The organism is Paraburkholderia sp. BL6665CI2N2 (assembly GCF_004366535.1).
In the GTDB taxonomy this organism is placed as follows: Bacteria; Pseudomonadota; Gammaproteobacteria; order Burkholderiales; family Burkholderiaceae; genus Paraburkholderia.
The window spans coordinates 7982672-7994529 of the sequence record NZ_SORC01000001.1; the positions used below are offsets into that span (position 1 = coordinate 7982672).

At 62.6% G+C, this 11858-nt stretch carries 10 protein-coding genes; 1 reads left to right on the forward strand and 9 read right to left on the reverse strand.

Annotated elements, in window-relative coordinates; all coding sequences use genetic code 11:
• Positions 1–17: 17 nt before the first annotated feature.
• The 8 genes from B0G81_RS35835 to mprF all read right to left on the reverse strand — a co-directional run bounded on the left by B0G81_RS35835 (position 18) and on the right by mprF (position 10737).
• Complete coding sequence (locus tag B0G81_RS35835) at positions 18–785, reverse strand: SDR family oxidoreductase (protein ID WP_106284319.1); 768 nt, start codon at positions 783–785, stop codon at positions 18–20.
• A gap of 159 nt (positions 786–944) precedes the next feature.
• Positions 945–1664 (reverse strand): FadR/GntR family transcriptional regulator, encoded by a 720-nt coding sequence (locus tag B0G81_RS35840; protein ID WP_106284318.1) that lies wholly within the window; start codon positions 1662–1664, stop codon positions 945–947.
• A gap of 278 nt (positions 1665–1942) precedes the next feature.
• Positions 1943–2584 carry a glutathione S-transferase family protein gene (locus tag B0G81_RS35845; RefSeq protein WP_134142275.1) on the reverse strand — a complete coding sequence of 214 codons (642 nt, stop codon included), beginning with the start codon at positions 2582–2584 and terminating at the stop codon, positions 1943–1945.
• A 61-nt stretch (positions 2585–2645) separates the two neighbouring features.
• The gene (locus B0G81_RS35850; RefSeq protein WP_116141724.1) at positions 2646–3410 is read right to left on the reverse strand and encodes a ParA family protein; all 765 of its coding nucleotides are present in this window, start codon (positions 3408–3410) and stop codon (positions 2646–2648) included.
• Positions 3411–3675: 265 nt separating this feature from the next.
• Complete coding sequence (locus B0G81_RS35855; RefSeq protein ID WP_134142277.1) at positions 3676–4854, reverse strand: 4-hydroxybenzoate 3-monooxygenase; 1179 nt, start codon at positions 4852–4854, stop codon at positions 3676–3678.
• Positions 4855–5095: 241 nt separating this feature from the next.
• Positions 5096–6670: a threonine ammonia-lyase, biosynthetic gene (gene ilvA, locus B0G81_RS35860; RefSeq protein ID WP_208328584.1), complete on the reverse strand. Its 1575-nt coding sequence runs from the start codon at positions 6668–6670 to the stop codon at positions 5096–5098.
• Positions 6671–6919: 249 nt separating this feature from the next.
• Positions 6920–8188, reverse strand: a complete 1269-nt coding sequence (locus B0G81_RS35865) for an AcvB/VirJ family lysyl-phosphatidylglycerol hydrolase (RefSeq protein WP_134142279.1) — start codon at positions 8186–8188, stop codon at positions 6920–6922.
• The gene (gene mprF, locus B0G81_RS35870; RefSeq protein WP_243856808.1) at positions 8185–10737 is read right to left on the reverse strand and encodes a bifunctional lysylphosphatidylglycerol flippase/synthetase MprF; all 2553 of its coding nucleotides are present in this window, start codon (positions 10735–10737) and stop codon (positions 8185–8187) included. The genes B0G81_RS35865 and mprF overlap by 4 nt, the downstream gene beginning before the upstream one ends.
• Positions 10738–11229: 492 nt before the next feature.
• On the opposite strand from mprF, the gene B0G81_RS43940 reads away from it, so the two are divergent.
• On the forward strand, positions 11230–11370 hold the full coding sequence (locus B0G81_RS43940; protein WP_166679108.1) for a hypothetical protein: 141 nt from the start codon (positions 11230–11232) through the stop codon (positions 11368–11370).
• A gap of 283 nt (positions 11371–11653) precedes the next feature.
• Here B0G81_RS43940 and B0G81_RS43945 read toward each other — a convergent pair whose 3' ends face one another.
• A complete protein-coding gene (locus tag B0G81_RS43945) occupies positions 11654–11806 on the reverse strand; it encodes a hypothetical protein (protein ID WP_166679109.1) in 153 nt (50 codons plus the stop codon).
• Positions 11807–11858 lie beyond the last annotated feature (52 nt).

Consider the following 11858-nt stretch of genomic DNA (forward strand, 5'->3'; position numbering starts at 1 on the left):
CCCGCGCGAATCTGTCTTTACAGCACGGCCAACCAGCCGCCGTCCACGTAAATGATCTGGCCGTTCACATAGCTTGATGCCGGCGACGCCAGGTACACCGCCGTGCCGACCAGTTCTTCAGGCTTGCCCCAGCGTTGCGAAGGATTGCCGCTCTTGACCCACGCATCGAACGCCGCGTTTTCGATCAGCGGCTTGTTCATATCGGTCAGGATGTAGCCCGGACCGATCGCATTGGCCTGAATGTTCGCGCCCCCCCACTCGGCGCTCATGGCGCGGGTCAGCATCTTGATGCCGCCTTTCGCCGCCGTATAGGCGCCGACCGTCGCGCGCCCGGCCTCGCTCGTCAGCGAACCCATGTTGATGATTTTGCCGCCCGTGCCGCGCGCGATCATGCGGCGCGCGGCCTGCTTCGCGACAATGAATGCGCTCGTGAGGTTGGTGTCGATCACACGCTGCCAGTCGCGCAGTTCCAGATCGACGAGCGGTTTGCGAAACTGGATGCCGGCGTTGTTGATCAAGATGTCGACCTGTACGCCGTCCTTGTCCCATTGCGCGAAGGCTTCGGCGACGGCGGCTTCGTCGGTCACGTCGAACGCGCGGCCTTGAGCGTTCAAGCCTTTCGCGCGGAGCCGCTCGACGGCTTCAGCCACGGTATCGGCGCGCGTGCCGTTCAGGACCACGCCGGCGCCGGCGTCCGCGAGGCCTTCTGCCAACGCGAAGCCGATGCCGCGCGCCGAGCCGGTGATGAGCGCCGTGCGCCCGCTCAAATCGAATAGCTGTGTCATTCACGTGTCCTCTCAGTGTTCGATAACAAGGCGCGAGTGCGCCCCTCGCGTGCCGTCGTGACAGTCGCGATAAATGGGTTGGGGATGCAGCGGCGCCGCTGCTGGACGGCCCTTAAGAGGCCGCCTCGCGTGGCCGTGTTGCGTGGCTAAGGCGACTCGTCAAACGGGCTTCTCGTTGGCGCTGCGATCGAGCGCGGCGCGGTCCTCGAAGTCCTGCTCGGCGCGCTGGATCAACGTCAGCACGGCTTGCTCCGCTGCCACGGGGTCGCCCTGCTCGATCGCGACGCACAGCGCCTCGTGCATGGGCAGCGAACGAGCGGGCCCACCCTCGATCTCCGAGCTGAGTTCGAAGCTGGTGCGCAGGATCGCCGACAGCGCGTTCTGCATCTGCTGGACAAACTGGTTGTGGCAGGCCGTGAGAATGGCGCCGTGAAACGCCAGGTCGGCGGGAACGTATTCGCCATGCCCGGCGACCGCGCGCTCCATCAACTTGAACGCGCGCCGGACCGCGACGCGGTCTTCCGCGGTCGCGCGTTTCGCGGCGAGCCGCGCCGCGTTCGGCTCGATGATCAGGCGCAACTCCATCAGATCTTCGACGAGGCCCGGCTCAACGGCGCCCGCCCGAGCCCGCCACGTGATCACGTCCGGGTCGAACAACTGCCATTGCGAACGCGGCAGCACGACCGTCCCGTAGCGGCGGCGCACCTGGAGCATGCCCTTGGCGGACAGCGACTTCATGGTCTCGCGGATAGTGATGCGGCTTACCTGCATCTGCTCGGCAAGCACGGGCTCGGCGGGAAGAATGTCGCCGGGCATGAACTTGCCCGAACAGATCTGCTCGCCCATCTGGTTCAGGACCTGCCTGTGCAAGGTTGCCACAACATACTCTCTAGGTCATACGTATGATGTAGAAAGATAGGCGCAAGAGCATGGCCTGGCAATGCGGGTTGACCCGGAGTCAGCGGGGAATGGAGGAGATGAATCAGGGAGGCGGCCGGGTTCGGATTCCGGCGGCAATGATTAGATTATTTGGCGATCAAGGCGGAGGTGGATTGCGTGTGGCCGCAGAAGCCTGCACGTGCTCACGTCTTAAAGGGAATTTGATGGCGGTGACTGGCGGCGAACAACGCGTCACCATTAGCCGCCCAGATAGCCGCTTACGAAGCGACCGCTGCGGAAAACGCCGGCCTCGCCTTGATCGCCCGAAGCCATCGATCCAGCGAAGGCAACGGCTGCTGCGCCCCCAACGTATCCGGAAACCGTTCAGTCAGTTGCACCCAGCGATGCGCCGCGAGACCGACGCCGATATCGGCCACGGTAAAGCGATCCTGCGCGAGATAGTCGTGCTTTCCGAGGATCGCGTCGACGATGCCCAGAAGCCGCGTTGCTTCGCGATACGAACGCTTGATGGCGTCGTAGTCGCGTTGCGCCTCCGGCACGCGCGTCAGCCCCAGGAACGTGACCCGCAACGTCGCCCACAGCGTGCCGAGTTGCCAGTCCATCCAGCGCTCGACGTCGGCACGGGCAGCCGGTTCGGACGGCAAGAGCGTCTGCGCGTCATATTTCGCGGCCAGATAGCGGACAATCGTATTCGACTCCCACAACACGCTCTCTCCGTCGACGAGCGTCGGCACCAGGCCATTCGGATTGAGCGCACGATATTGCGGCGTGTCGATCACCCCGTACTCCAGTCCCGCGTCGATCCGCGAAAACTCCCGGCCTTCTTCGAAACCCAGTTCGGCGAGACACCAGAGTACTTTCTGCACGTTGATCGAATTGCGTCTGCCATAGACCTGCATTGCCATACCTCGTTAGCTAGAGAACGTGGCGGATTATCACATTCACAACCCGCGGCGTTCGCTATCCAATCAATTCCCGATGCAACGCCACGAATTCCTGAGCGAGCTTGTGACGGGGATCGAAGTGAATCATCGGCTTCGCGTACTGGTGCGACTCGCGAATCTTCACGGACGTCGACAGCCGCGACTCCAGCACAGGCAAGCCTTCGCTGATCAGTTCCTCGACCAGTTGAAGCGGCAGAGTCGCGCGCGGTTGAAACTGATTGATCACGATTCCCTCGACTTCGAGCCCGGCGTTGTGATCCTGCTGAATCTCTTTGACGTTGTCGAGCAGCGTGTACAGCGCGCGACGGGAGAAGTCGTCGCAATCGAACGGAATCAGGCAGCGTTCCACCGCGATCAGTGCGGAGCGCGTATAGAAATTCAGCGCCGGCGGCGTGTCGATGTAGATCGCGTCGTACTCGTCCAGTTCGTTCAGCGCGTCACGCAGCTTGTAGATCTTGTAGCGCGACTCGAGCTTGCCGTGCAGCGTATCGAGATCGGGATGCGAGGGCATCACATCAAGATTCTCAAAGGGCGTGGGGTGAATGAACGTCGAGACAGGCGTCGGCCTGAAACTGAAACTCAAGGCCGTTTCGAAGAAGTCCGCGACGTTGGGCTTGAGATCGCTGGCCTGCTTGCCAAGAAGATATTGGCTGGAGTTGCCTTGCGGGTCCAGATCGATGACCAGCGTGCGCAAGTTCTCGCTGGCGTTGATAGCCGCCAGGTTGCATACGATGGTCGATTTGCCCACACCGCCCTTCTGGTTGAATATCACACGCCGCATCGACCTCTGCCCCTATTTTGAGAACGCACCGAAGGCACAGCTTACCCTGGCAAAATGACAGCGCGAGGTGCGTCCCTATGAATAGTTTTCGAAGATCTTCACCTGCGTCCAGTCCGGCCAGGTCAATTCCCACAGGCGTGACGTATCGCGAGATTAGCGTGTCCGTCGGCCGGCTGGTCTTTCAGCGAGAGGCCGCTGCGATGTTCAGCCCGCGCAAATGACAGGCACGCCACCCCGCACATGACTCAATGTGCGCCCTGCCCGCTCACGCCTGCGCGCCCGCGATGCCGACGTAGTTTTCAGCCATTGCCGTGGCCGCCGCGCGCGACGTCGTCACGTATTCGAGCTCGGCCACCTGAAGCTGCTGCTCGAAAGGCGACGCGCCTTCGATACGGTGCATCATGCTGGTCATCCAGTACGAGAAATGCTCGGCGCGCCAGATGCGTTTGAGCGCAGTCGCGCTGTAACCGTCGAGCAGATCCGTGCGATTCTCCACGTAAAACGCATTCAGCGCCTCGGTCAGCACGCGCACATCGGCCACCGCCAGATTCATTCCCTTCGCGCCGGTGGGCGGCACGATATGCGCCGCGTCGCCCGCGAGAAACAGCCGGCCATGTTGCATCGTGTTCGATACGAAACTGCGCATGCCGACAATGTTCTTCTGAAAGATTTTTCCGTCGACAATCTTCTGCCCGTCGCGCGAGTCGACTCGTGCATGCAGTTCCGCCCAGATGCGGTCGTCGGACCAGTTCTCGACGGAATCCTTCGGATCGCACTGGAAATACATGCGCTGCACGTTCGGCGAGCGCGTGCTGATCAGCGCGAAACCGCGCTCGTGACGCGCGTAGATCAATTCGTCCGACGACGGCGGCCCTTCGCACAGGATACCGAACCAACCGAACGGGTACACACGTTCGAAATCCTTGCGCAACGCCTGCGGAATCGCTGCGCGCGACACGCCTTGCGAACCGTCGCAGCCGATCACGAAGTCGCACTGCAATTCGTAAGCTTCGCCATCCTGACGATAACGGATCGACGGCTTATCGGTATCGATGCCGTGAATCGACGTCTCCGAGACGCCGAAGCGCAGCTTGCCGTCGTCGGACACACGCGCCGCGACGAGATCCTTGATCACTTCGTGCTGTGCGTAGACCGTAATCGAATGCCCCGTGAGTCCGGTCAGATCGATGCGGCGCCGCTTGCCTTCGAAAGCGAGTTCGAAGCCGTGATGCAGCGCGCCTTCCGCTTTCATCCGTGCGCCGACACCGGCTTCGGTCAGCAGATCCATCGTGCCTTGTTCGAGCACGCCGGCGCGGATGGTGGATTCGATCTGATCGCGACTGCGCGACTCGAGCACGACGGAGTCGATGCCGCGCAGATGGAGAAGATGGGAAAGCAGCAGGCCCGCAGGCCCGGCACCGATGATGCCAACTTGGGTACGCATGAGTCGTCTCCTGAATGCGACATTAGATTTGCACCCAGTTTGACGATCACGCACGGTATCGCGCAACGCGATATGGTGGATAGACTGTATTTAATTTAGAGATAAAAGCTTTGAACAGCCGCATGCCGCCGGTAGGCGGAATTGAGCCTTAACGCCGTCCAGACGAGGCTTGTGGCCCATTCGCTCGACGGCTCACCTTTCGCGCAGCGTTTCGCCAGATCAAGGTAAACCCCGAGCTAAATTACGACGCCAGAAACAGTCGGTAGACCGGATTGCTCGTCTCTTCCCAGTTCGGATAACCGAGCGTCGCGAGGAACTGGTTGAACGCTTCGTTCTCGCTTTCGGGCACCTGGATGCCGACCAGAATCGAGCTGTAGTCCGCGCCCTGGTTACGGTAGTGAAACAGGCTGATATTCCAGTTCGGCGCCATCGACGAAAGGAATTTCATCAGCGCGCCCGGCCGCTCGGGGAACTCGAAACGGAACAGACGTTCGTCATGTGCCAGAGGCGATCGGCCGCCGACCATGTAGCGGATGTGCTGCTTGGAGAGTTCATCGAACGTCAGATCGACGGTGGCGAAGCCGTGCGCCTCAAACGCGCCCGCGATCTGTGCCGACTCGCTGCGATTCCTGATCTGCACGCCCACGAAGATATGGGCGGAGTTCGCATCCGCAATCCGGTAGTTGAATTCGGTGACGCTGCGTGTGCCGACCAGTTCGCAGAAGCGGCGGAAACTGCCGCGCTCTTCGGGGATTGTCACGGCGAACACTGCTTCGCGCGCCTCACCGACTTCCGCGCGTTCGGCCACGAAGCGCATGCGGTCGAAATTCATGTTCGCCCCCGACGTGATTGCGATCAGCGTCTGGTTCTCGATGCCTTCGCGCTCCGCATATTGCTTCGCGCCGGCCACGGCCAACGAGCCGGCGGGTTCGAGCACGCTGCGGGTGTCCTGGAAGACGTCCTTGATCGCGGCGCATAGCGCGTCGGTATTCACGAGCAGCACGTCGTCGAGATATTCGCTGCAAAGGCGGAAGGTTTCTTCACCAACGAGCTTCACCGCCGTGCCGTCCGAGAACAGACCGACTTCGTTCAGCGTGACACGCCCACCGGCCTTCAGAGACGCGGCCATCGCGCACGAATCATCGGTTTGCACGCCGATCACCTTGATCTCGGGTCGCACCGATTTCACGTACGCGGCGACGCCCGCCGCGAGTCCACCGCCGCCGATCGGCACGAAGATCGCGTGAATCGGCCCCTGGTGCTGGCTGAGAATCTCCATTGCGACGGTGCCCTGTCCGGCGATCACATACGGATCATCGAACGGATGCACGAAGGTCAGGCCGCGCTCTTCCTGCAGCTTGACTGCGTGCTCATACGCGTCGCTATACGACTCGCCGAACTGCACCACTTCGACGGTCGGCCCGCCGTGCGCGCGCACCGCGTCGACCTTCACCTGCGGCGTGGTGACCGGCACCACGATGATCGCCTTCACGCCCATGCGCGCCGCCGACAACGCCACGCCCTGCGCATGATTGCCCGCCGACGCCGTAATCACCCCACGCTCCAGCGCTTCAGAAGGAATATGCGCCATCTTGTTGTACGCGCCGCGCACCTTGAACGAGAACACCGGCTGGTTGTCCTCGCGCTTCAGATAGACCGGATTGTGCAGACGCGCCGACAGATTCGGCGCGCGTTCGAGTTCGGTCTCGCGGGCCACGTCGTAGACACGCGCGGTCAGGGTTTTTTTCAGGTAGTCGTGACGAAGCGCGACGCTATCGGCGGTAACGGCCACCTGTTTGAATTGGTGTAACGACAAGGCAAGCTCCTGTGCGGCAAGGACGAATCATCGGAGAGTTCACCAGGAGGCAGGCTGCAAGCGGACATAAAAAAACCCGCCTCGTGGGGCGGGTTATGTGTCACTGCTATCAGACGCGCGCTAACCCACCATTCGATGAATGATGCTAATAATCAGCGCAATACGGATGTCGAGGCAGTTCATGCGTTGCATCTTCGTTGACTTGAGGCGCTTTGTCAATCCTGTTGATTGCCATGCGCGATGCGGCGATCAATGCACGCCGCTCTGCTTCCTGAGGCCGCCGAGAATGCGCTTTTCAAGCGAGTTGTAATCGCCGCCGAAGTGGTGATCGCCCGACGTGCGGATCACCTCGACGCCGCTTTTGGTCAGCGTCGGACACAAGGTGTCCTTCTCGTTCTCGCCGTAGAAGCACTGCACGATGGCCGGCGGCACGCGCGTCAATTCCGGTTGGACCTTCAACGCCTTGTCGCTTGCCGGCATGCCGAGCCAGCCGCCCACGCGAATCTGAAAATCGGCGTCGGGCGCGAAGCCGAGCAGCGCGATCAGCGCTACCTTCGCGCGCAACGCTTCCGGCAGACGGTTATAGGCGAACGGCATTACATCCGCGCCGAACGAATAGCCGACGAGCGCAATATGCTGCGCGTTCCAGCGCGCGCCGTAGGTTTGCATCACGCGCGCGAGGTCGCGGCTGGTTTGCGCCGGTGGCTTCTCGCTCCAGAAATAGCGAAGGCTGTCCCAACCGATCACGGAGACGCCGTCTTTCTGCAACGCCTGCGCGATCGTCTTGTCGAGATCGCGCCAGCCGCCGTCACCGGAAATCACGATGGCCATCAGACCGTTCGGATGCGCCGCCGGCAGTTCGATGAGCGGCAGATCGGAGACGTCGTCGCTCGTCGACACGGCCTGCAAATGCGGCGTGAGCAACGCGACGAGGCGCGCGCGATCGGCGTTGCCCGCAGCCGCCTTTTCGACGAAACCCGGCACTTTGTCGCGGATAATCGTCGGGTCCGGCGGGCATGGCTGAAAGCGTGCATCGAGCGTGTGCTCGGCATCCACCGCGACCGCGCCGGCAATCGTGTTCGACGGCGCCTGTTCGAGCACGTGCATGGCGAGCGTTGCGCCTTGGCCCGTGCCCGCGACGATCGGCGCGAAATAATGGCTCGATCGCGATTGACGTTCGAGCTGATGGCTCAACGCTTCCGCATCGCCCACCAGTTGATGGCAGGCCTCTTTCTTCGCGACCAGATTGGCGGCGTAGCGAGCCGTGTCGACACCGACAGTCAACGCACCGGCCTTGGCGAGCGCGTCGGCGCTCTGCTGGTCCGCCGCGCTCCAGCCGCTCGCCTGCGAGTACAGCACCACGAAGCCGCGCAACGGACCGGCCGGTTGCGTGACCGTGACGTCGCCATAGCGGCCGCCGGGCACCGTGGTAGTCGTAGTGGTTGCCGCGTGCGCGAGTGCGCCACCGGTCACGAGGCTCGTTGCGAGAACGAGCTTGAACAACGAATGCAATGTCATGAACGCCGGCCTCCTGCCAGCAATGACAGGTCCGCGAGCGTGAAAAACACGCCGACCGAACCCGACGCCGCGAGATAGCGCGGCTCCCAATGCGGCTGGAACTTGCTCTTGAAAGCACGCAGTCCGCGGAAGTTATAGAAACGGCCGCCGAAGCGCCATACGATGCCGGCGAACCGATGCCAGCGCGACGCGAGCGGCGTGGGTTGCATGCCGGAGAGCGGCGCGATGCCGAGACTGAGCGAGCGGAAACCCGCCTGTTTCAGATGCAGCGCCAGCTGTGTGAACAGATATTCCATGGCATACGGCGACGCGCTTTCCACATGACGCATCACGCCGACGGTCGCTTCGGTGTTCAGGTCGGTCGTCATGAAGGTGACGAAGGCAGCGGGCTCACCGTTCTGGCGCACCAGCATCACCGATTGCGCGGCAAGATATTCGTCCGTAAAGGCCGCCACTGAGAAACTCTTTTCGCGCGCGTCGCGACTGCCGAGCCAGCCGTCGGAAATCTCGCGCAGCGTCTCGAGCGATGCGGGCACGTTCGCCTGATCGATCACTTCGACGGTGAAGCCATCACGCTCGCCACGCTTCAAAGCATAGCGAAGGTGCGCGCGATGCGATCCCTTCAGGTCGAAATCGTCGAGCACGACGTGCGCTTCCTCGCCGAGCTTCATCAGCGTGAGACCGGCGTCGAGATAAAGCGGCAAGGCGTTGGCGCGCACCTGATAGAACGCCGCGCGCCCGCCGTGCGCGTGAGCGAGCGCGACGAACTTGCTGATCAGGCCGGCCCACTCTTCGCGCGGACCCACCGGATCGTGCAAAGCGGCCCACGTGCGGCCGTATTTCGCGTACATCAGGAAAGCCTCGCGCGACTCGGAGAACAGGAAGCTCTTGTCGCCCATCAGCGCGAGACCGGCGTCGCTGCGTTCCTGCGCGCGCACGATGCGCGCCGCGTCGTGCAGATCTGCCGGCGCCGGTTTGACGAAGCGCCCCGGCGCGGGGCGCAGCAACTGCCAGAACGAGAATGTCGCGGCGAACACGCTTGCGGCGAGCGTCGCGCGCAGCGCACGCGGCGCGCGTTCGTCGAAAGCGAATTGCCACCACAGGTCGCGCGTGTACGGCACGTCGCGGAAAGCAAACAGCATGACCCACGTGGCCAGCATCAGCACCATCGCGACCGACACCAGCCAGCCCGCCGTAAAGCGCTCGGCGAACAGCGACGAATGACGGTTGAAACGCCGGCGCGTTGACAGCAGCAACACGACCAGCATGCCGAGCACTCCGGCTTCCACGAACGCAAGACCTTTGGTCAGCGACAACGCGAGACTCAGCACCGCGAGCAGCAGCGTCATCCACCATGCGGCGTCCAGCCGGCGCATCAAACCACGCGCGACGAACAGCAGCAGCACACCGAGCACGCTGCAAAGCATCTGCGAACTTTCGAGCACCCACAGCGGCAGCACGTCGCGCAGTATGTAAATGCGTTGCCAGAACGCGGGCGTCGCGCTGGAAATGACCAGCATGCCGCCGACCACGAACGTGACGAGACTCAGAAACAGCGGCGCGAGCCTGGACGCCGCAGCGGCATATTGCAGCGGCAAACGGCTTTTCAGCGCGCGCCCTTCGAAACCGGCGAGCAGCGCGGCGGAAACGATCAACGGGACACCGAAGTAAATCGCGCGATACGCGAGCAAGGCGGCAACCATCTGATGCGTTTGCACGCTGCCGTTCAGCGTGAACACCATCGCCGCTTCGAACACGCCGACGCCGCCGGGCGTGTGGCCGATCATGCCGAGCAGCATGGCCGCGGCGTAGACCGTGATGAAGGTCACGAAGCTCACATCCGCATGCGGCAGCAGCGCCCACAAGGCGAGGCCGGCGGCCACCACGTCGAGCACTGCGAGCGCCACTTGCGCGAGCAGGTCGCGGCGCGCGGGGATATCGAACGAAAGCCACTGCCACCGCGTGCGCACCGGGCGCGTGTCGCGGCGACACGCGGCGGCCGCGGATGCCAGCACGGCGAGCAGCGCCATGCCGATCCAACGCAGCGTGACGGGTTCGAGATGCAGCATCGGTGCGAGCGTGCCGGCCACGCCGACCATGCCGAGCGCCGTCATCAGCACCAGTGCGAGCGCGAGCGACACGCTCGTGAACACCGTCATGCGGCCGATCTGCGCCGGCGTGACGCTCGCCACGCCGTAGACGCGCGCGCGCACGGCACCGCCCGTCAGCGCGCCGAAACCAGTGGCATTGCCGAGCGCCGAGCCCGCCGTTGCGCCGATCCACAGCGCCACACGCGGCACGAGCGCGCCCAGATAGCGCAAACCGACGGCATCGCGGCCGACCAGCGCCACATAGCTGAGCGCGGTGGCGCCGAGCGCGGCGCTCCATTCGCCGGCCGTCAGTCGACGCAACTCATGCATCACCGAACGATAGTCGACTGCTTGCGAGAGATGTTGCAAGACGACCAGCAGCAACGCGCCAATCACGAGTGCGAGCAGGGGCGAGAGAAGTCCCCGGTTGCCAAGCGTTTTCGATGCACGGTCGAACATCGCGCCTAGCCGGTCGAATTTATAGTTATATCGATGGAACATGGTCAATGCTGGGCCTTGCGTGGAGCTGTTGCGACGACGGATCGTCTGCCGCGGCATCGCCGGTTATTGGCGATTACAAATGGATAACGGCATTGGGGTAAAAAGGTTGACAGCGTCAGCCGGATTGCGGGGTTTAACCTTAGCCGGCCATTGGAGCTGAAAGCGCCGCGCGGCGCGCCGCGGCGATATGCGTAAATAAAACGGTCGATATTGCCGATTGGGCTGCGACGGGACTCGCCCGGTAGCTGACAGGGGGCTGAAGTTTAAACGCTATTTACGCGCTGCGAATGAAGATTCGACGTTGCGCCGAGTGTGTGCGCACGCTGTATCGCTCGAACCGTGGAAGCGCAGCATCAAGATTTTCTCTTCACGTGCCGTAATCGAGAGCAATAGCTCAGTGAAACGCGGCGCATTTGCCGGGTGAAATTCGGTATTTGAAGGAGAAAGAAGATGGCGGAACAGGATTGGATGATGGCGGGCGTGTATCTGGTCGGATTGGTGTCCATCGCGCTGTTGATGAGCGCGCTCGCGACGCGAGCGACCATGGAACGCAAGACCGTAGCGAAGGTGTCGTGCCGCGCCCGCGACTGACTCAGGCGACGATGTACGGCCCGGATGCCGTACGAGGCCAAACACGAACGGCACACCGTGCCAATTACGCGCGTGCCGCCGCTGCAACGATTTTCGAATAATGGGGAATCGGTTCGCGCAGCGCTCGCTGCGCATGCCGCCGGGCCGCGGTGACATCGCCGCCTGGCGGGCATGAGCGACGTACAAACAATGCTAATAAGCCGTGGCGACGTGCGCATGACAGACGGGGCGCATGTCAGCGCCCTGCTCTGTCAGTCAGCGCATGCGGCGCGCGGCCTTTGTCTTACTCCGGACGGCGATGCGCCTCGGCGATCACGGCGCAGTTTTGCAGATGCAGGTTCAGGGCATGCAGGGCCAAGGCGCGCAGCTTGCCGAAGAAAGTGCTGTTGGCGGCGACGGTAGCGCGGACGGCGGAAGCGTTGGAAGCGGTGTTCATGGCAGACTCCTGTATAGGGTTTATACCTAGGCAATAACCCGATTATAACCGC

Excerpts from the sequence above, each read along its gene's own strand:
- B0G81_RS35835 (WP_106284319.1), bottom strand. The coding sequence starts at position 785 with ATGACACAGCTATTCGATTTGAGCGGGCGCACGGCGCTCATCACCGGC.
- B0G81_RS35845 (WP_134142275.1), bottom strand. The coding sequence starts at position 2,584 with ATGCAGGTCTATGGCAGACGCAATTCGATCAACGTGCAGAAAGTACTC.
- B0G81_RS35850 (WP_116141724.1), bottom strand. The coding sequence starts at position 3,410 with ATGCGGCGTGTGATATTCAACCAGAAGGGCGGTGTGGGCAAATCGACC.
- B0G81_RS35855 (WP_134142277.1), bottom strand. The coding sequence starts at position 4,854 with ATGCGTACCCAAGTTGGCATCATCGGTGCCGGGCCTGCGGGCCTGCTG.
- B0G81_RS35865 (WP_134142279.1), bottom strand. The coding sequence starts at position 8,188 with ATGACATTGCATTCGTTGTTCAAGCTCGTTCTCGCAACGAGCCTCGTG.
- mprF (WP_243856808.1), bottom strand. The coding sequence starts at position 10,737 with ATGTTCGACCGTGCATCGAAAACGCTTGGCAACCGGGGACTTCTCTCG.
- B0G81_RS43940 (WP_166679108.1), top strand. The coding sequence starts at position 11,230 with ATGGCGGAACAGGATTGGATGATGGCGGGCGTGTATCTGGTCGGATTG.
- B0G81_RS43945 (WP_166679109.1), bottom strand. The coding sequence starts at position 11,806 with ATGAACACCGCTTCCAACGCTTCCGCCGTCCGCGCTACCGTCGCCGCC.